This window comes from Enterobacter sp. DTU_2021_1002640_1_SI_PRY_ASU_LCPMC_013 (genome assembly GCF_032389435.1).
GTDB classification, from domain to species: Bacteria; Pseudomonadota; Gammaproteobacteria; order Enterobacterales; family Enterobacteriaceae; genus Enterobacter; species Enterobacter hormaechei_C.
Genome location: NZ_CP135594.1, coordinates 3,991,722 through 4,011,579, shown reverse-complemented (window position 1 = coordinate 4,011,579; position 19,858 = coordinate 3,991,722). Strand labels below are relative to the sequence as shown.

The 19,858-nt window shown below is 58.6% G+C and carries 19 protein-coding genes and 1 other RNA gene; 12 read left to right on the top strand and 8 right to left on the bottom strand.

The genetic code is table 11. The annotated features are described in order from the left end of the window. Positions 1–62 precede the first annotated feature (62 nt). Positions 63–698, top strand: coding sequence for an arginine exporter ArgO (gene argO, locus RS584_RS19155; protein ID WP_315748467.1), 636 nt, complete (start codon positions 63–65; stop codon positions 696–698). Positions 699–790: 92 nt separating this feature from the next. Continuing rightward, positions 791–1,513, top strand: a complete 723-nt coding sequence (locus tag RS584_RS19150; protein WP_022649323.1) for an oxidative stress defense protein — start codon at positions 791–793, stop codon at positions 1,511–1,513. 43 nt (positions 1,514–1,556) lie between these two features. Here RS584_RS19150 and argP read toward each other — a convergent pair whose 3' ends face one another. After that, the gene (argP, locus tag RS584_RS19145; protein ID WP_003860089.1) at positions 1,557–2,450 is read right to left on the bottom strand and encodes a DNA-binding transcriptional regulator ArgP; all 894 of its coding nucleotides are present in this window, start codon (positions 2,448–2,450) and stop codon (positions 1,557–1,559) included. A gap of 127 nt (positions 2,451–2,577) precedes the next feature. On the opposite strand from argP, the gene rpiA reads away from it, so the two are divergent. Next, positions 2,578–3,237, top strand: a complete 660-nt coding sequence (gene rpiA, locus RS584_RS19140) for a ribose-5-phosphate isomerase RpiA (protein ID WP_003860091.1) — start codon at positions 2,578–2,580, stop codon at positions 3,235–3,237. A gap of 266 nt (positions 3,238–3,503) precedes the next feature. Beyond that, positions 3,504–4,736, top strand: coding sequence for a phosphoglycerate dehydrogenase (gene serA / locus RS584_RS19135; RefSeq protein ID WP_017692705.1), 1,233 nt, complete (start codon positions 3,504–3,506; stop codon positions 4,734–4,736). 257 nt (positions 4,737–4,993) lie between these two features. On the opposite strand, the gene RS584_RS19130 is transcribed toward serA, so the two are convergent. The 3 genes from RS584_RS19130 to zapA form a co-directional block, all read right to left on the bottom strand. After that, positions 4,994–5,590, bottom strand: a complete 597-nt coding sequence (locus RS584_RS19130) for a 5-formyltetrahydrofolate cyclo-ligase (RefSeq protein ID WP_063138575.1) — start codon at positions 5,588–5,590, stop codon at positions 4,994–4,996. A gap of 24 nt (positions 5,591–5,614) precedes the next feature. Further along, positions 5,615–5,798: non-coding RNA, 6S RNA (gene ssrS / locus RS584_RS19125), on the bottom strand. 41 nt (positions 5,799–5,839) lie between these two features. Beyond that, a complete protein-coding gene (gene zapA, locus RS584_RS19120) occupies positions 5,840–6,169 on the bottom strand; it encodes a cell division protein ZapA (RefSeq protein WP_003860096.1) in 330 nt (109 codons plus the stop codon). 167 nt (positions 6,170–6,336) lie between these two features. Between zapA and RS584_RS19115 the strand changes: the two genes are divergently transcribed. The 8 genes from RS584_RS19115 to RS584_RS19080 all read left to right on the top strand — a co-directional run bounded on the left by RS584_RS19115 (position 6,337) and on the right by RS584_RS19080 (position 16,312). Next, complete coding sequence (locus RS584_RS19115; protein ID WP_003860099.1) at positions 6,337–6,915, top strand: YecA family protein; 579 nt, start codon at positions 6,337–6,339, stop codon at positions 6,913–6,915. Positions 6,916–6,946: 31 nt separating this feature from the next. Continuing rightward, entirely contained in the window at positions 6,947–8,260 is a 1,314-nt protein-coding gene (pepP, locus tag RS584_RS19110) for a Xaa-Pro aminopeptidase (protein WP_026094261.1), read from the top strand. After that, a complete protein-coding gene (gene ubiH / locus RS584_RS19105) occupies positions 8,257–9,435 on the top strand; it encodes a 2-octaprenyl-6-methoxyphenyl hydroxylase (protein ID WP_236315472.1) in 1,179 nt (392 codons plus the stop codon). The genes pepP and ubiH overlap by 4 nt, the downstream gene beginning before the upstream one ends. Positions 9,436–9,447: 12 nt before the next feature. Then, on the top strand, positions 9,448–10,650 hold the full coding sequence (ubiI, locus tag RS584_RS19100; RefSeq protein ID WP_023295388.1) for an FAD-dependent 2-octaprenylphenol hydroxylase: 1,203 nt from the start codon (positions 9,448–9,450) through the stop codon (positions 10,648–10,650). Positions 10,651–11,047: 397 nt separating this feature from the next. Beyond that, the gene (gene gcvT, locus RS584_RS19095; RefSeq protein WP_003860107.1) at positions 11,048–12,142 is read left to right on the top strand and encodes a glycine cleavage system aminomethyltransferase GcvT; all 1,095 of its coding nucleotides are present in this window, start codon (positions 11,048–11,050) and stop codon (positions 12,140–12,142) included. A gap of 23 nt (positions 12,143–12,165) precedes the next feature. After that, positions 12,166–12,555 (top strand): glycine cleavage system protein GcvH, encoded by a 390-nt coding sequence (gcvH, locus tag RS584_RS19090; protein ID WP_006811885.1) that lies wholly within the window; start codon positions 12,166–12,168, stop codon positions 12,553–12,555. Between the two features lie 69 nt (positions 12,556–12,624). Continuing rightward, entirely contained in the window at positions 12,625–15,498 is a 2,874-nt protein-coding gene (gcvP, locus tag RS584_RS19085) for an aminomethyl-transferring glycine dehydrogenase (RefSeq protein WP_315748466.1), read from the top strand. 70 nt (positions 15,499–15,568) lie between these two features. Beyond that, entirely contained in the window at positions 15,569–16,312 is a 744-nt protein-coding gene (locus RS584_RS19080; protein WP_017382896.1) for an SDR family oxidoreductase, read from the top strand. A gap of 2 nt (positions 16,313–16,314) precedes the next feature. Here RS584_RS19080 and RS584_RS19075 read toward each other — a convergent pair whose 3' ends face one another. Genes RS584_RS19075 through RS584_RS19060 form a run of 4 tightly spaced genes read right to left on the bottom strand, consistent with a single transcriptional unit; the run spans position 16,315 to position 19,826 of the window. After that, positions 16,315–16,815, bottom strand: a complete 501-nt coding sequence (locus RS584_RS19075; RefSeq protein ID WP_017382895.1) for a protein disulfide oxidoreductase — start codon at positions 16,813–16,815, stop codon at positions 16,315–16,317. After that, entirely contained in the window at positions 16,805–17,407 is a 603-nt protein-coding gene (locus tag RS584_RS19070; protein WP_017692711.1) for a DsbA family protein, read from the bottom strand. Before RS584_RS19070 ends, RS584_RS19075 begins: the two co-directional genes overlap by 11 nt. Position 17,408: 1 nt before the next feature. Continuing rightward, a complete protein-coding gene (locus RS584_RS19065; protein WP_315748465.1) occupies positions 17,409–19,418 on the bottom strand; it encodes a protein-disulfide reductase DsbD family protein in 2,010 nt (669 codons plus the stop codon). Positions 19,419–19,466: 48 nt separating this feature from the next. Further along, positions 19,467–19,826, bottom strand: coding sequence for a copper resistance protein (locus RS584_RS19060; RefSeq protein ID WP_315748464.1), 360 nt, complete (start codon positions 19,824–19,826; stop codon positions 19,467–19,469). Positions 19,827–19,858: the final 32 nt, after the last annotated feature.

Genomic DNA, 19,858 nt, shown 5'->3' with positions numbered 1-19,858 from the left:
TTTATCTAATGGTGGTCACGCAGTATAGTCTGCACGTAGAGAAAACTGCCTGAGAGTTATCAATGTTAACTTACTATTTTCAAGGGCTTGCATTAGGTGCGGCCATGATCCTTCCCCTTGGTCCACAAAATGCGTTCGTGATGAACCAGGGCATTCGCCGCCAGTATCATCTGATGATTGCCCTGCTGTGCGCGGTGAGCGATTTGCTACTGATTTGCGCCGGGATTTTTGGCGGCAGCGCCTTGCTGATGCAGTCGCCGTGGCTGCTGGCGCTGGTTACCTGGGGCGGCGTATCGTTTCTGCTGTGGTACGGGTTTGGCGCCCTGAAAACGGCCATGAGCAGCAATCTTGAGCTGGCAAGCGCCGAAGTGATGAGGCAGGGGCGCTGGAAGATTATCGTCACCATGCTCGCCGTGACGTGGCTTAACCCGCACGTTTATCTTGATACGTTCGTGGTGCTGGGCAGCCTGGGCGGACAGCTGGACGTTGAGCCGAAACGCTGGTTTGCGCTCGGTACGGTCAGCGCCTCCTTCCTCTGGTTCTTCGGTCTTGCGATCCTGGCGGCGTGGCTGGCACCACGGCTGCGGACTGCCAGAGCGCAGCGCATCATTAACACGCTGGTGGGACTAGTGATGTGGTTTATTGCCTTCCAGCTGGCGAAAGAGGGGATTCATCACGTACAGGGATTGTTCAACTAAGCGTTGTCTTATGGACATCTGAACAAGACCCGCTAAGCTTGCTGGCATGAGCCCTGTTGATGGGGCACTCTTCGCAACATGGAGGAATGACAGTGAAGTTTAAGGTGATGGCCCTGGCGGCATTAGTAAGTTTAGGTGCGGTGTCGGTGCAGGCGAATGAACTGCCAAACGGCCCGCACATTGTCACTTCAGGCACGGCAAGCGTGGATGCGGTACCGGATGTTGCAACCCTGGCAATTGAAGTGAACGTGGCGGCGAAAGATGCTGCTTCCGCCAAGAAACAGGCAGACGATCGTGTTGCGCAATACCTCTCTTTCCTGGAACAGAACGGTGTCGCGAAAAAAGACATCAGCTCTGCGAACCTGCGTACCCAACCGGATTACGACTACCAGAACGGCAAAAGCATCCTGAAAGGCTATCGCGCCGTGCGTACTGTGGAAGTGACTGTACGCCAGCTTGATAAGCTCAACGGATTGCTGGATGGTGCGCTGAAGGCTGGGCTGAACGAAATTCGTTCCGTCTCGCTGGGCGTTGCGCAACCGGAGAAATATAAAGACGAAGCGCGTAAAGCGGCGATTGATGATGCCATTCATCAGGCGCAGCAGCTGGCATCCGGCTTTAAGAGCAAGCTCGGTCCGGTTTACAGCGTGCGCTACCACGTTTCAAACTACCAGCCAAGCCCGATGGTTCGGATGATGAAGGCGGACGCCGCGCCGGTTTCTGCTCAGGAAACCTACGAGCAGCCAACCATTCAGTTCGACGATCAGGTTGATGTGGTGTTCCAGCTGGAACCGACTGAAAAGCCAGCTCAGTAACCCGTAGGCCGGGTAAGGCGTAACCGCCACCCGGCTTTTCTTTTTAATCCTGCCTCAAAACCTTATGCCCAAATGCCAGCAGCGCGTCAGTGACGTTGCGCATCATGCGGCTTTCCGGCGCAAAACGGTGCCAGTACAGCATCCGGCGCTGATACAGCCCCGGGGTTAAATCAATCAGCTCACCGCTTTTCAACTCTTTCTCAATCTGCAAATGCGGGATCATGCAGCAGGTGGTTCCCTGACGCGCGAGCTGCACAAAGGCCTCGGACGAGTTAACGATATGACACGGCACGCTGCCCGGCGGCAGATCGAAGTTTTGTTGCAGGAAGGCCTGATGCATATCGTCCAGATGGTCGAACGCGACGGCAGGCGCTTTCAGCAGCGCGGCGCGGGTCACACCGTTCGGGAAGTAGCGCTCGGCAAAGGCTTTTGAACCGACAAACAGGTAATCCAGCGCGCCCAGCTGATCCACCAGACAGCTTGGCAACGCCTGAGGCTGAATACTGACCGCACCAACCACTTCGCCGCGACGCAGGCGCTCCTGGGTGCGGGTTTCGTCTTCAACCTGGAGATTCAGGCGGATAGGGGAGTCGGCCAGCACCGGCGCAAGGGCCGGCAGCAGCCAGGTCGCCAGACTGTCGGCGTTCACCGCCAGCGACAGCAGCAGCGGCGTGGAGCCGGTCTGTTCATCGCCCAGCCACTCATCTTCCAGCAGTTCAACTTGCCGCAGCAGGGCGAGGAGCTTTTGTCCTTGCTCCGTCGGACGCGGCGGTACGGTACGCACCAGCAGCGGCTGCCCGAACATGTTTTCAAGCTGTTTGATACGCTGTGATACGGCGGACTGGGTGATGCACAGCTTTTGCGCCGCGCGCTCAAAACCGCGTTCACGAATAACTGCATCAAGTGCCTGTAGTGTTCTGTAGTCCGGACGTTTCATTGCTCTGGCTGACTCCTTAATTTTGCTTAATCTGCACTATGACACAATTTTCCCTTCGTGGCAGACGAAATCCATTCGACGTGTTCTATAATGCGCCCTGAGTTTTCACACCACAGGCAAAACGATCATGACGCAGGATGAACTGAAAAAAGCAGTAGGATGGGCCGCTCTCCAGTACGTACAGCCGGGTACCATTGTCGGTGTTGGTACGGGGTCGACGGCGGCGCACTTTATCGATGCGCTGGGCACGATGAAGGGGCAGATCGAGGGCGCGGTTTCCAGCTCCGATGCTTCCACGGAAAAGCTGAAAAGCCTCGGCATCACCGTTTTCGACCTCAACGAAGTGGACCGTCTGGGCATTTACGTTGATGGCGCGGATGAAATCAACGGCCATATGCAGATGATCAAAGGCGGTGGCGCGGCGCTGACCCGCGAGAAGATCATCGCTTCCGTGGCGGATAAGTTCATCTGCATCGCGGACGCCTCCAAGCAGGTCGACATTCTGGGGAATTTCCCGCTGCCGGTCGAAGTGATCCCGATGGCGCGCAGCGCCGTGGCACGTCAACTGGTGAAGCTGGGTGGTCGTCCGGAATACCGTCAGGGTGTGGTGACCGACAACGGCAACGTGATCCTCGACGTTCACGGCCTTGAGATCCTCGATGCCATTGCGCTGGAAAATGCGATCAACGGCATTCCAGGCGTCGTTACCGTAGGGTTATTTGCCAACCGTGGCGCGGACGTGGCGCTGATCGGCACGGCTGACGGTGTAAAAACCATCGTAAAATGATCTGACGGGGGGAGCGCTCCCCCCGCTAAAAAATTTTTGAAAAGCTAAATTCGGTGACTTGTGTCACGTTTTTCCGCCTCTTTTGCCGATCCTGCCACGTTCGTAATTTTCCGCAGCATTTTCCTCTGCCATTTTGCTCTGTATGACTTTTCTTCAGAGTGCCGACGCAAACGTTCATATTGCTGCAATAGTTTTTTTTGATATGTTGGCTGCACGGGATTTATATCCAGCACAACATCAGTTCAGATAAAAACAGGGTCGGGTAAATGGCAAAGGTATCACTGGAGAAAGACAAGATTAAATTCCTGCTGGTTGAAGGCGTGCACCAGAAAGCGCTCGATAGCCTTCGCGCAGCAGGCTACACCAACATCGAATTTCACAAAGGCGCGCTGGACACTGAAGAGCTGAAAGCGTCCATCCGTGATGCCCATTTCATTGGCCTGCGATCCCGTACCCAACTGACTGAAGACGTTATTGCTGCGGCGGAAAAGCTGGTGGCGATTGGCTGTTTCTGCATCGGCACCAACCAGGTTGATCTGAATGCCGCCGCAAAACGCGGTATCCCGGTCTTTAACGCGCCGTTCTCTAACACCCGTTCCGTGGCGGAGCTGGTGATTGGCGAGCTGCTGCTGCTCCTTCGCGGCATTCCGGAAGCTAACGCTAAAGCGCACCGCGGCGTGTGGAATAAGCTGGCCGCGGGCTCCTACGAAGCGCGTGGTAAAAAGCTCGGGATTATCGGTTACGGCCACATTGGTACGCAGCTCGGTATTCTGGCGGAATCCCTCGGCATGCACGTGTTTTTCTACGATATCGAAAGCAAGCTGCCGCTGGGTAACGCGACGCAGGTGCAGCATCTCTCTGATCTGCTGAACATGAGCGACGTGGTCAGCCTGCACGTGCCGGAAAATGCGTCCACCAAAAACATGATGGGGGCGGAAGAGCTGGCGCTGATGAAGCCGGGCTCTCTGCTGATCAACGCCGCGCGCGGTACGGTGGTTGACATTCCTGCGCTGTGCGACGCGCTGAAGCGTAAACATCTGGCGGGTGCGGCGATTGACGTATTCCCGACGGAACCGGCCACCAACAGCGATCCGTTCACCTCTCCGCTGTGCGAGTTCGACAACGTGATCCTGACGCCGCACATCGGCGGTTCTACTCAGGAAGCGCAGGAGAATATCGGCCTGGAAGTGGCGGGTAAGCTGAGCAAATATTCCGACAACGGTTCAACGCTCTCTGCGGTGAACTTCCCGGAGGTGTCTCTGCCGCTGCACGGTGGGCGTCGTCTGCTGCACATCCACGAAAACCGTCCTGGCGTGCTGACCGCCATCAACCAGATCTTTGCTGAGCAGGGTGTTAACATTGCCGCGCAGTATCTGCAAACTAACTCGCAGATGGGTTATGTGGTGATTGATATCGAAGCGGATGAAGACATCGCCGAGAAAGCATTGCAGAGCATGAAGGCCATTCCGGGGACGATTCGCGCGCGCCTGTTGTACTGATGGTGCAGTTTGTGGCGTCGGGTGGCGCTACGCTTACCCGACCTACAATGTTCGTGCGGTCTGCGTGTCGGGTGGCGCTTACGCTTACCCGACCTACAATGTTCGTGCGGTCTGTGGCGTCGGGTGGCGGCTGCGCCTTACCCGACCTACAATGTTCGTGCGGTTTGTGGTGTCGGGTGGCGCTTACGCTTATCCGACCTACGATGTTCGAGGATTTATGTAGGCCGGGTAAGGCGTAGCCGCCACCCGGCTTTGTTCTACCAGGTCCAGGTTTTACTGGGCGTCACTACCGCCGGTAACGGCACATCCCATTTTTCTACGGGTAATGCCTCCACGCCCTGACAATCATGCGCATAGCCCACCGGCTGCAACCCGTACTGCTGCCAGTTTTGTAGCGTCCTGTCATAGAATCCCCCGCCCATGCCTAAACGCTGGCCCTGTTCATCAAATGCCACCAGCGGTGTAATCAGTACATCCAGCTCGGAAAGCGGCAGCACGTCGCGCACGTCGAGTTTCGGTTCGGTGATTTTCAGACGATTTACCACCAGCTCGCTGTGCGGATGGTAGTGCAGAAACAGCAGATTGCCCGGGCTAAAAGGATGCAGCACCGGCAGGTAAACTTTTTTCCCGGCGCGCCAGAGCTGGTCGATAAGCGGTTGGGTATCCAGCTCACCATCAAACGAGAGAAACAGGGCGACGGTGTTTGCCATCACCACAGGCGGATAGGCCATCATGCGGGCGGCGGCCTGCTGAGCAAACTGTGCCTGTTGCTCGGCGCTTAGGGCGCGACGACGCTGGCGAATAAGCTGACGGATGTCCTGGCGTGAAGCAGAAACTTCAGGGAGTTGAGTCATGGTAGTCGGTAGAAGAAAAGAGAGGGAATCTCCGAGATGCCGCCGCAGGCTGTAACCCTTGAACCCTTGGTTCAAGGTGAATGTGTCGTCATAGTTTTAAGGCTTCTCGGACGAACCGAGCATGCTCACCAACCATGGAGCGCCACATTCTTGTGGTATGAAATATCGGCTCAGGGGACTGGCCCGCTTGCGAACATCTCAGAGAAATTTTGTCTTCACAGTTACTCTACCATAGTCAACTGAGAAGTGTTATTCAAACTTTGGTCCCGGTCTTTCGGGACTGCGACCTTGATCAAGCAATGCCTGTTCTATGGTCTGCTGGAGCATTTTAATGCGCTGCTCCATGCTTGCCGCGTAATCGCGGGTCTTCGCTTTTTCCTGAGTCAGTTCATAGCTGATGTTCAACGCGGCGATGAAAACCAGCTGCTCAGTATTTGTGACTCTAGTGCGTTCTTTTAGATCTTGCAACCGCTGATTCAAATCGTCCGCAGCCTGATTCAAGGCATCCCTTTGTTCAGGCGGACAATTCACTCGCAGTGAACGGCCAAAAATCTGGAGATCGACGGGTTGTGCAGACATGCCACCTTCCTGCTGATTGACTGCGCTGCCTTCGCATACTGCCCCGGGGGCTGCGAAGGGGCGACACTATAGCTACCCTGATGTGAAGATACAAGCCCTTTTCTGGTATCACCAGGGTCCAAAGTGGTAGCATATCATGAATATCCTCCCTTTGATGACGAATGCGTATGTCTATACAGAACGAAATGCCTGGTTACAAGGATTTAAACCAGTTACTGAACCAGCAGGGAGTCGGTCTGACCCCTGCCGAAATGCACGGTCTGATCAGCGGCATACTGTGCGGCGGAAACAGCGACAGCTCATGGCAGCCGCTGATCCACGACCTCACCAACGAAGGGCTGGCGTTTGGCCACGAACTGGCGGAAGCGCTGCGTAAAATGCACGCCGCAACCAGCGATTCCCTGGAAGACGATGGCTTTCTTTTTCAGCTTTATCTGCCTGAAGGCGACGATGTCAGCGTCTTCGATCGCGCTGATGCGCTCGCGGGTTGGGTAAACCACTATCTGCTTGGCCTGGGCGTAACCCAGCCTAAACTGGATAAAGTGACCGGCGAAGCGGGTGAAGCGATCGACGATCTGCGCAACATCGCCCAGCTCGGCTACGATGAAGACGAAGACCAGGAAGAGCTGGAGATGTCTCTCGAAGAGATTATCGAGTACGTGCGCGTGGCGTCTCTGCTGTGCCACGACAATTTTACGCGCTCGCAGCCGACCGCGCCGGAAGTTCGCAAGCCAACATTACACTAAGAAAAATAACGCACAGGAGGGTGTCATGGTTATCTCCAGTCAAGAGTATTCTCGCCGTCGTCAGGCGCTGCTGGCAAAAATGCAGCCGGGAAGCGCTGCCCTGATTTTCGCCGCGCCGGAAGTGACGCGCAGCGCCGACAGCGAATACCCCTATCGCCAGAGCAGTGATTTCTGGTACTTCACCGGGTTTAACGAGCCGGAAGCGGTACTGGTGCTGATTAAAAGCAATGACACCCACAACCACAGCGTGATTTTTAACCGCGTGCGCGATCTGACCGCGGAAATCTGGTTTGGTCGCCGCTTAGGGCAGGAGGCGGCGCCAGAAAAACTGGGCGTGGACCGCGCGCTGGCCTACAGCGAAATCAACCAGCAGCTCTACCAACTGCTGAACGGTCTGGACGTGCTCTATCACGCCCAGGGCGAATACGCGTATGCGGATGACATTGTTTTCACCGCGCTGGATAAGCTGCGTAAAGGCTCACGTCAGAATTTGTCTGCACCCGCCACCCTGACGGACTGGCGACCGATGGTGCATGAGATGCGCCTGTTCAAGTCTGAAGAAGAGCTGAACGTGATGCGCCGCGCGGGCGAAATCAGCGCCCTGGCGCATACCCGCGCCATGGAAAAGTGCCGTCCCGGTATGTTCGAGTACCAGCTTGAAGGGGAAATTCACCATGAATTTAACCGTCACGGCGCGCGCTTCCCGTCCTATAACACCATCGTAGGCGGCGGGGAAAATGGCTGCATTCTGCACTACACCGAAAACGAAAGTGAACTGCGCGACGGCGATCTGGTGCTGATTGACGCTGGCTGTGAATATCAGGGTTACGCGGGCGACATCACCCGTACCTTCCCGGTGAACGGTAAATTCACCACCGCGCAGCGTGAAATCTATGACATCGTGCTTGAGTCTCTGGAGACCGCGCTGACGCTGTTCCGCCCTGGCACCTCCATACAGGAGGTTACGGGCGAGGTGGTGCGCATCATGATTACCGGGCTGGTGAAGCTCGGCATTCTGAAAGGCGATGTGGACACCCTTATAACCGAAAACGCCCATCGTCCGTACTTTATGCACGGCCTGAGCCACTGGCTGGGGCTGGATGTGCATGACGTCGGGGCATACGGTCCGGAACGTTCGCGCGTGCTGGAGCCAGGCATGGTGCTGACCGTTGAGCCGGGGCTGTACATCGCGCCGGATGCCGACGTGCCGGAACAGTACCGCGGGATCGGCATTCGTATTGAAGATGACATCGTCATCACCGAAACCGGTAACGAAAACCTGACCGCGACCGTGGTGAAAAAAGCCGACGACATCGAGGCGCTGATGGCGGCGGCACGCGAATGAGCGTAATCATCGTTGGCGGAGGCATGACCGGCGCTACTCTGGCGCTGGCTATTTCGCAGTTAACCCAGGGCCAGCTTCCGGTGCATCTCGTTGAGGCGGTCGCGCCGCAGGCGGCCGATCATCCCGGTTTCGACGCCCGCGCTATCGCGCTGGCGCAGGGAACCTGTCAGCAGCTTGCGCGTATTGGGATCTGGCAGGCGATAGCGGATTGCGCGACGGCGATCGGCACCGTTCACGTCAGCGATCGCGGGCATGCAGGGTTTGTGACGCTGGATGCCCACGATTACCGGATCGAGGCGCTGGGGCAGGTTGTCGAGCTGCATGACGTAGGGCTGCGGCTGTTCCGTCTGTTACAGGACGCGCCTGGCGTCACGCTGCACTGTCCGGCGCGCGTCGCCAGCTTTAGCCGTCGTGACGAGGCCGTCAGCGTGACGCTGGACAACGGCACCACGCTGGAGGGGCAACTGCTGGTGGCGGCAGATGGTTCACGCTCCGCGATCGCCACGCAGTGCGGCGTCGAATGGCGCTCTGAACCCTATGGGCAGGCGGCGGTCATCGCTAACGTCTCTACGGCTGGCGCGCATAACGGCAGGGCATTTGAGCGCTTCACGGAACACGGCCCGCTGGCCATGCTGCCGATGTCGAACGGGCGTTGCTCGCTGGTATGGTGCCATGCGCAGGATCGGGCCGATGAGGTTCTCTCCTGGTCCGACGAACGTTTTTGTTCCGAGCTGCAAAAAGCCTTCGGCTGGCGGCTTGGGCGCATCACCCATGCCGGAAAACGCGTGGCCTATCCGCTCGCGCTGACGACCGCATCGCAGACTGTCTCCCATCGCGTCGCCCTGGTCGGCAACGCCGCGCAGACGCTGCACCCCATCGCCGGGCAAGGCTTCAACCTTGGCCTCCGTGACGTGATAAGCCTGGCAGAGCTCCTGGCCCGGACGTGGAGCGAACAACAGGATTGTGGCGCATACTCGGTGCTGAGCCATTACCAGAAACGACGCCAGGCGGACAAAGCGGCGACCATTGGTGTCACCGACGGTTTAGTCCACCTGTTTGCCAATCGCTGGGCACCGCTGGTTGCGGGTCGCAACCTTGGGCTGATGGCGATGGAAATGTTCATTCCGGCACGTGACGTGCTGGCGCAGCGGACCCTGGGTTGGGTCGCGCGTTAAGGAGTATTGACCGTGCAAAATGTTGATGTCGCCATTGTGGGCGGCGGAATGGTAGGACTGGCGCTGGCCTGTGGTTTACAGGGCAGCGGCCTGCGCGTGGCCGTGCTTGAGCAAAAAGCGCCGCAGCCTGTGGCGCAGGATGCACCGCCGGAGCTGCGCGTCTCGGCGATCAATGCCGCCAGCGAAAAGCTACTGACGCACCTTGGCGTCTGGTCTGAAATCGTGGCGCTGCGTGCCAGCTGTTACCATGGCATGGAAGTGTGGGATAAAGACAGCTTCGGCCATATCGCGTTTGACGATGAAAGCATGGGTTACAGCCACCTTGGACACATCGTTGAAAACGCGGTGATCCACCACGCGCTGTGGCAGAAAGCACAGCAGTGCAGCGACGTCACGCTGATCGCACCGGCGAAACTCCAGCAGGTGGCGTGGGGCGAAAACGACGCGTTTATCACTCTTGAAAGTGGCGACATGCTGACCGCGCGTCTGGTGGTGGGGGCCGACGGCGCCAATTCCTGGCTGCGTAACAAAGCGGATATTCCGCTGACCTTCTGGGATTACCGCCATCACGCGTTGGTGGCCACAATCCGCACCGAAGAGCCGCACGGCGGCGTGGCGCGCCAGATTTTCCATAATGACGGCATTCTGGCCTTCCTGCCGCTTGCCGATCCGCATCTCTGCTCCATCGTCTGGTCCTTAGAGCCGGAGAAAGCGCAGCAGATGCAGGAGGCGACGCCGGATGCCTTCAGTCAGGCGCTATGCGTGGCGTTTGATAACCGTCTGGGCCTGTGCATGCTTGAAAGCGAACGCCAGACGTTTCCGTTAACCGGTCGCTACGCGCGTCAGTTTGCCGCGCACCGTCTGGCGCTGGTGGGGGATGCGGCGCATACCATTCATCCGCTGGCCGGGCAGGGGGTGAACCTCGGCTTTATGGACGCGGCTGAGCTGGTTGAAGAGCTGCGTCGCCTGCATCGGGAAGGCAAAGATATTGGTCAGCATCTGTATCTGCGTCGCTACGAGCGCAGCCGCAAACACAGTGCGGCGATGATGCTGGCGGGTATGCAGGGCTTCCGCGAGCTGTTTGCCGGAGCGAATCCTGCGAAAAAACTGCTGCGCGATATTGGCCTCAAGCTGGCCGACACCCTTCCCGGCGTAAAACCGCAGCTTCTTCGTCAGGCAATGGGCCTCAACGATCTTCCCGACTGGTTACGTTAATCTCGATCCCCGTCACACTTTATTTTCCCGGCCTCCGCGCCGGGGAAATTTCCTCGTTTGAAATAATCTAATTTCACGTCATTTTTCGCATTAGAAAATCTAATCTTACTATTTTTATGTTACGGAAATTCGGCCCGTTTTTCCGCACGAAATATCACCATCTGCTAAATTCTGTTAGATCATTGTTAATTTTATGCGGGTTTAATCGCATTTTCCCAGTGAATAACTCTGTAGGCTTTTCAGCGATTTTTGGTCATAAGCTAATGTGATGACCCGTTTTACCTTATGGTTAACCGCCGGTTTCGGTGGTAAGTTCAGGTAAAAGAGAACGTTTGCGTCGGCCCCCGATCGCGAGGCCGACACCGGGTTTCACGGTGAATTTTTCAACGAGGAAAAGATGGCTCAACAGACTCCTTTGTACGAACAGCACGTGTTGTGCGGCGCCCGCATGGTGGACTTCCACGGCTGGATGATGCCGCTGCACTACGGCTCGCAGATTGATGAGCACCACGCGGTGCGCACCGATGCCGGTATGTTCGACGTGTCTCATATGACGATTGTCGACCTGCGCGGTAGCCGCACCCGGGAGTTTTTGCGTTATCTGCTGGCAAATGACGTCGCCAAACTGAAGACGCCGGGCAAAGCGCTCTATACCGGCATGCTCAATGCCTCTGGCGGCGTGATTGACGACCTCATCGTCTACTACTTCACCGAAGATTTCTTCCGCCTCGTTGTAAACTCCGCCACCCGCGAAAAAGACCTCTCCTGGATTTCCCAACACGCTGAACCTTACGCCATAGACATCACCGTTCGTGACGATCTGTCGCTGATTGCGGTGCAGGGGCCAAACGCCCAGGCGAAAGCCGCCTCTCTGTTCAGCGACGAGCAGCGCAAAGCCACCGAAGGCATGAAGCCATTCTTCGGCGTGCAGGCGGGGGATCTGTTTATCGCCACCACCGGCTACACCGGTGAAGCGGGCTACGAAATTGCCATGCCAAACGAGAAGGCCGCTGATTTCTGGCGTGCGCTGGTGGAGGCGGGCGTGAAGCCTGCGGGCCTGGGCGCGCGCGATACGCTGCGTCTGGAAGCGGGGATGAACCTCTACGGTCAGGAGATGGACGAAGGCGTCTCTCCGCTGGCGGCCAACATGGGCTGGACCATTGCGTGGGAACCGGCTGACCGTGATTTTATTGGTCGTGAAGCTCTGGAGATGCAGCGCGAGAAGGGCACTGAACAGCTGGTAGGCCTGGTGATGAAAGAAAAAGGCGTTCTGCGCGGCGAGCTGCCTGTACGCTTCACCGATGCCGATGGCAATCATCGCGAAGGCGTGATCACCAGCGGAACGTTCTCCCCGACGCTCGGCTACAGTATTGCCCTGGCACGCGTGCCGGCGGGGATTGGCGAAACGGCGGTGGTGCAGATCCGCAACCGCGAAATGCCGGTCAACGTGACCAAACCGATTTTTGTTCGCGCCGGTAAGCCGGTCGCCTAACTATTTTTATCAGGAGAACTTCAATGAGCAATGTGCCAGCAGAACTGAAATACAGCAAAGAACACGAGTGGCTGCGCAAAGAGGCGGACGGCACTTACACCGTTGGGATCACCGAGCACGCGCAGGAGCTGCTGGGCGACATGGTGTTTGTTGACCTGCCGGAAGTGGGCGCAACCGTGAGCGCAGGCGACGACTGTGCGGTGGCGGAATCCGTTAAAGCGGCCTCTGACATCTACGCCCCGGTGAGCGGTGAAATTGTTGCAGTGAACGACGCGCTGAGCGACTCCCCGGAGCTGGTCAACAGCGAACCGTATGAAGGCGGCTGGATCTTCAAGATCAAAGCCAGCGACGAAGCGCAGGTTGCCGCGCTGCTGGATGCGACCGCGTACGAAGCACTACTGGAAGACGAATAAGCCATTTCCCTCTCCCCTTTGGGGAGAGGGAGAAAACACATTCACTGCACGTTTCAGGAACCATCGCTCATGACACAGACTTTAAGCCAGCTTGAAAACCGTGGCGCCTTCATTGAACGTCACATTGGGCCGGATGCTCAGCAACAGCAGGAGATGCTGAAGACAGTTGGCGCGGATTCATTAAACGCACTGATCGGCCAGATCGTGCCAAAAGACATCCAGCTTGCTACGCCGCCGCGGGTAGGCGAGTCCACGACGGAGTTCGCCGCGCTGGCGGAGCTGAAGGCCATCGCCGGCCTTAACAAGCGCTATAAGTCTTACATTGGCATGGGCTACACCAACGTGCAGTTACCGCCGGTGATCCTGCGTAATATGCTGGAAAATCCGGGCTGGTACACCGCTTACACCCCGTATCAGCCAGAAGTCTCCCAGGGCCGTCTGGAAGCGCTGCTGAACTTCCAGCAGGTGACGCTGGATCTGACCGGTATGGATATCGCCTCTGCCTCGCTGCTGGATGAAGCGACCGCCGCCGCCGAAGCGATGGCGATGGCGAAGCGCGTGAGCAAGCTGAAAAACGCCAACCGCTTCTTCGTGGCGGCGGACGTGCATCCCCAGACGCTGGACGTGGTGCGCACCCGTGCGGAAACCTTCGGCTTTGAGGTGATTGTCGACGACGCTGAAAAAGTGCTGGATCACCAGGACGTCTTCGGCGTGCTGTTGCAGCAGGTGGGCACCACCGGGGAAGTGCACGACTACGGCGCACTGATCGCCGAACTGAAATCCCGTAAGGTTATTGTTAGCGTCGCCGCTGATTTTATGGCGCTGGTGCTGCTGACGGCGCCAGGCAAACAGGGCGCGGATATTGTCTTCGGCTCAGCTCAGCGTTTCGGCGTGCCGATGGGCTACGGCGGCCCGCACGCGGCGTTCTTTGGCGCGAAAGATGAATTTAAACGTTCCATGCCAGGCCGTATTATCGGCGTATCGAAAGATGCCGCCGGTAACACCGCGCTGCGCATGGCGATGCAGACCCGCGAGCAGCATATCCGCCGCGAGAAAGCGAACTCCAACATCTGTACCTCGCAGGTGCTGCTGGCTAACATTGCCAGCCTGTACGCGGTGTTCCACGGTCCGGCTGGCCTGAAACGTATTGCCAGCCGCATCCACCGTCTGGCCGATATCCTGGCCTGCGGTCTGCAACAGAAAGGTCTCAGACTGCGTCATGAACACTATTTCGATACCCTGTGCGTCGAGGTGGCAGACAAAGCGGCCGTGCTGGCGCGCGCCGAGGCAGCGCAAATCAACCTGCGCAGCGACATTCACAATGCGGTCGGCATTACGCTGGACGAAAGCACCACCCGTGACGATATCCTGACCCTGTTCAACGTATTGCTGGGTGACGCACACGGTCTGGACGTTGATACGCTCGACAAAGAGGTTGCGCTCGACAGCCGCTCCATTCAGGAAAGCATGCTGCGCGACGACGCGATCCTGACTCACCCGGTGTTCAACCGCTATCACAGCGAAACCGAGATGATGCGTTACATGCACTCTCTGGAACGTAAAGATCTGGCGCTGAACCAGGCGATGATCCCGCTGGGCTCCTGCACCATGAAGCTGAACGCCGCGGCTGAGATGATCCCAATTACTTGGCCTGAATTCTCTGAGCTACACCCGTTCTGCCCGGCTGAGCAGGCGGAAGGTTATCACATGATGATCAACCAGCTCTCCGACTGGCTGGTGAAGCTGACCGGGTACGACGCGCTCTGCATGCAGCCGAACTCCGGTGCGCAGGGTGAATACGCTGGTCTGCTGGCGATCCGTCACTATCACGAAAGCCGCAATGAAGGCCACCGTGATATCTGCCTGATCCCAAGCTCTGCCCACGGTACCAACCCGGCTTCTGCCCAGATGGCAGGAATGGAAGTGGTGGTTGTGGCGTGCGACAAAAACGGCAACATCGATCTGGCCGACCTGCGCGCCAAAGCCGAGCAGGCGGGCGACAAACTCTCCTGCATCATGGTGACATACCCGTCCACCCACGGCGTGTACGAAGAAACTATCCGTGAAGTGTGTGAAGTGGTGCATCAGTTCGGCGGCCAGGTTTACCTCGACGGCGCAAACATGAACGCCCAGGTGGGCATCACCTCTCCGGGCTTTATTGGCGCGGATGTGTCGCACCTGAACCTGCATAAAACGTTCTGCATTCCGCACGGCGGTGGCGGCCCGGGGATGGGTCCTATCGGCGTGAAAGCGCACCTGGCACCGTTTGTGCCGGGCCACAGCGTGGTGCAGATTGAAGGCATGCTGACCCGTCAGGGCGCGGTCTCCGCGGCACCGTTCGGCAGCGCCTCTATCCTGCCAATCAGCTGGATGTACATCCGCATGATGGGCGCGGAAGGGCTGAAGCAGGCCAGCCAGGTGGCGATCCTCAACGCCAACTACATCGCAACGCGTCTGAAGGACGCCTATCCGGTGCTCTATACCGGTCGCGACGGTCGCGTGGCGCACGAATGCATCCTCGATATTCGTTCTCTGAAAGAAGAGACGGGCATCAGCGAGCTGGATATCGCCAAGCGTCTGATCGACTACGGCTTCCACGCGCCAACCATGTCGTTCCCGGTAGCGGGTACGCTGATGGTTGAGCCGACTGAATCTGAAAGCAAGGTGGAGCTGGATCGCTTTATCGACGCCATGCTGGCGATCCGCAGCGAAATCGACCGCGTGAAAGGCGGGGAGTGGACGCTGGAAGATAACCCGCTGGTGAACGCGCCGCATAAACAGAACGAACTGGTGGCAGAGTGGAACCACGGTTATACCCGCGAGCTGGCTGTCTTCCCGGCAGGTGTGGCAAACAAATACTGGCCAACCGTGAAACGTCTTGATGATGTTTACGGCGACCGTAACCTGTTCTGCTCCTGCGTGCCGATGAGCGAATACCAGTAACGTTGTTCCTGTAGTAACGTAGGCCGGGTAAGGCGAAGCCGCCACCCGGCTTTTTTATTGGGAGAAAAGAATGGCAATTGCACTGGTCACCGGCGCCAGCCGGGGTATTGGTAAAGCCACCGCGCTACAGCTGGCAAGCGAAGGCTACACCGTTGCGGTGAATTTTCATCACAACATCAAAGCCGCGACGGACGTCATTAATCAGATCGTGGACGCGGGCGGTAAAGCCTTTGCCGTACGCGCGGACATCAGCGATGAAGCGCAGGTGATGGCGATGTTCGACAGCATCGATCGCGAAGGTGAGCCGCTCGCCGCGCTGGTGAACAACGCCGGGATTTTGTTTGAACAATCCACCATCGAAAACCTCTCCGCTGAACGTATTAACCGCGTGCTGGCTACCAACGTCACCGGCTATTTTCTCTGCTGCCGTGAAGCGGTTAAGCGCATGTCGCATAAACACGGCGGCAAGGGCGGCGCGATTGTGAATGTCTCCTCGGCGGCATCACGGCTGGGCGCGCCGGGGGAATATGTGGATTATGCCGCCTCAAAAGGGGCGGTGGATTCCCTGACCACCGGCCTCGCGCTGGAGGTGGCGGCGCAGGGCATTCGCGTTAACTGCGTGCGGCCAGGCCTGATTTATACCGATATTCACGCCTCCGGCGGCGAGCCGGGGCGTGTGGATCGGGTGAAGTCGATGTTACCGATGCAGCGTGGCGGTCAGCCGGAGGAGGTCGCCCAGGCCATTGTCTGGCTGCTGAGCGACAAAGCCTCCTATGTCACCGGTAGCTTCCTGGAGCTGGCTGGCGGGAAGTAACGCTACGACGCCAGCCACAGCCGCAGGCGCATTCCCCAGCCGCTGGTCCAGCCGGTGGTGATCGACTTCACTTCACCGTGAGAGATCACCACCAGCGTTGGCGTAACCTTAACGTCCCACTCACGCGCCAGTTCTCCGCTGGCGTCATTGACCGTGGGCATCGTCGCCTTCTTCTTCCTCATCCAGGTTTCGAGCGTCGCGTTATCGCCCGAGCGCAGCGCAACCGACATCACGTTACCCCCGTCCGCGGCAAGCGCCGCCACCGACGGCGTGGTGTAGCGGCAGACGCCGCACCATGTCGCCCAGACGTAGACCAGCAGCGGTCGCTCCTTACTCATGGCGATAAGATCGACGGGCTGACCGTCGAGGGTGTGCAGTGCCGTCGCGGAGAAATTCTGCGGCAGCGCGGGCTGGCGGAAATAGTCCACCGCCAGGCTCACGGCTACGCCAATCAGCAGCCACACGCCCAGCTCGCGCAGCAGGCGCGGAAGCTTACTTGCCACGGGCGTTTGCCAGCTGTTCTTTGACCAGCCCCTCCAGGTCGTCATACGGAATTGCGCCCGCCACCATCTGGTCGCCGATAATGGTCGCCGGGGTACCCTGAATATTCAGCACCTGCGCCAGGATGAGGTTCATCTTTAGGCTGTCCATGGTTTTATCATCCGTTTTAATGCTGTCCGTTCCGGTCTTTGCCTTCGCGGCGGCGATGCTGGCGTCATCGTGATAGCCCTTTTTCATCATCAGCCGCTGGTGCAGCGCCCAGAATTTATCCGGCGCCTGCTGCCACGTTGAGAGTGCCGCTTTCGCGGCATTTACCGAGCTTTGTCCCTTGAACGGCAGCAGTTTGACGATGAGCTGCACGTCGGGATTTTCCTGCACGATTTTCTCAAGCATTGGGTCGAACTGCTTGCAATACGGGCAGTTGTAGTCAGTGAAGGAGACGATGGTCAGCTTCGGCGATGTCGCGCCGGTTCGCGGGCTGTTAGGGTCGTTAAACAGCAGTTTTGCCAGCTGGTCGCTGGAAGCGTCATCAGAAGGTGCGGCGAAACCGAACGTTGATAACGACAGCAGAAGTAAGGCAACGAAGGCTCTCATGTTATTTTCCTTTTGCATCGGACAGGTTGCTCAGCACCGCTTCGCGGCTTAACAACGCAGGCAGCACGTGGCCCTGCGGTAATCCCGGTCCGTAGATCTGGTTAAACGGCACGGCGGCGCTGCCGCGCGTGGTTAAGAACTGGCTGATGGTATCTGAGGGGCGGCTCCAGTCGCCGCGCAGGGCGACAACGTCCGGGGCGGAGAGCGCATCCTGCACGTCGTCGCGCAGCAGCACGTTGTATTTATTGGCTTTACAGGTCACGCACCAGTCGGCGGTCACGTCGACGAACACCCGTTTGTTCTCCGCCAGCGCGCGGGCAATGGCCTGCTCGCTGAGCGGCTGCCAGTGAATACGATCGCGGCGGGAACCCTCGCCGCCGGAACCGGATACAAACGCGACCGCCCCGGCCACCACTACAGCTAATACCCCGGCGCGCAGTGCCGTTTGCCAGCGGTAGCGCCAGGCGGTGACCAGCAGCAGCGTAAGGATCAGGAGCACGCCCAGCGTGATGACGGGCAGGCTGCCAATGTGCACCGTCAGCAGGCTCAGCAGCCACAGCGATGAGCCGAGCATCATCATCCCCAGCACTACGCGTACGACGTTCATCCAGCGTCCCGGACGCGGCAACCGCTGGGCCAGCCCCGGCCAGGCCGCCACCAGCAGCCACGGCAGGCTCATGCCGATACCCATCGCCAGGAAGATCCCCCACAGCAGGGGAAGCGGCGCCGCCAGCGCGACCGAGACCGCCGTACCCAGGAACGGCGCGGTGCAGGGCGTCGCCAGCAGCGTGGCAAACGCGCCTTGCCAGAAATGACCCGCAAGCCCGTTGCCTCCGCGCGTGGCGAGGAAGGTGCTGGCGCCGGAAGGGAGACGGATTTCAAACAACCCCAGCAGGCTGGCGCTGAAAAGCACCATCACCAGCGCCATCGCACCAATAAACCACGGGTTCTGGAACTGGATCCCCCAGCCGAGTGCCTGATTGCCTAAGCGTAAAACCGTCATCATCAGCGCCAGCGCGAGGAACGAGATCACGATCCCGGCTACCGACGCAAGAAACTGTCGGCGTACCTGACCCCGCGCCTGCCGTTCGGTTTGCATCAGCGTGCCTAGCTTCATGGCCAGCACGGGCAGTACGCAGGGCATGACGTTAAGGATCAGACCGCCCGCCAGCGCCATCAGCAGCACCCAGCCTAACGAGAGCGTCGGCGTGGCGTTCCCCGGCTGAATGCTCAGGCTGGACTCCTGCGCCTGCCCGCTATCGGCCAGAACCAGCGACAGGGTTTTGCCGCTGAGGTTAGGTGCGGCCTCGCCCCAGCTGTCCGTCACGGGCACGGTGGCGACCAGCGAATCACCGCGCACGGTGAGGGCCGGTTTGCCGAAATCAACATCATCCATACCGTCGATAAACAGGGACGGCGCCTGCCAGCCTGCGTCACGCTGCGCCGTTACGGTCAGCTTGCCGGGGGCATAGGTGGCGTTAAGCGTTGAGGTTAACCCGCCGCTGAGCGGAAGGGTGCCCATGGCCCGACTGAAATCGTAATCAAAACCGGCGCCTGCGGATGCGGTCATGTTCAGCGAAAACGGGTAGTCGGTAAGAATACAGACGTTGCTACAGGTGGAGAGCGTCAGCACGCCGCTCAGGATCTTCGGGACGTCGCCCCGCAGGGTGATGGGAAAGCTGACATCGCCGTGGTAGCCCTGAGTGGTGATGCCCGCGACGTCGAAACGCTGCGGCACAGGCCAGCGCCAGATCGCCTCGACGGGCTGATGCCATTTAATCGCGGGTGCGACGCCGCCTTCGCCCGGCGAGCGCCAGTAGGTTTTCCAGCCTTTTTGCAGGGCGACGTCCAGCAGCAGGCGGGTTTCGCCGTTGCTTTCGGTTTGCGCACGCAGCCTGACGCTGGCGTGCTGATTATCGGCGGCGCGCAGCCAGCCGCTGTCGGCAGCCTGGCTGAGGGGCAGCCATAGCCAAAGCAGGCAGACCAGCAGTCGCCTGAATACAGTAAACATAAATTTTCTCCGTAAATGATGAATTAACCTGAAGTAACAGGCGAAGGCTCATTCACGGAAGACGCATAATCGCAGATGCACCCTTAACCGGGGCGGGGAGATAACGCGGGGAGGCCACTGCCGTTCGCGGCGCGGTGGACTGGCTGCCAGCAACGCCAGCAGCAGGGTGACGGCAATCAGGGTACCTTCAAACAAAACAGGCGGGACCGACATCAGCGACTTGGCGCTAAGCTCACACGGGGTTACCGGTGCGTCGGCACTCTCCTGCCCCTGCTGGACAGACTGGCTCGTGGCGGTGACGTTCATGACAAGCGCGTGCATCCCGGCCATCCGCTGGGCGGTGCATATCAGCACCACCAGGCAGGCCAGGGCTACAAGCAGGATAGCGTTGCGTTGTCGCTTAATCATGTTCGCCTCAAATATTCAGGACGCCTATATTA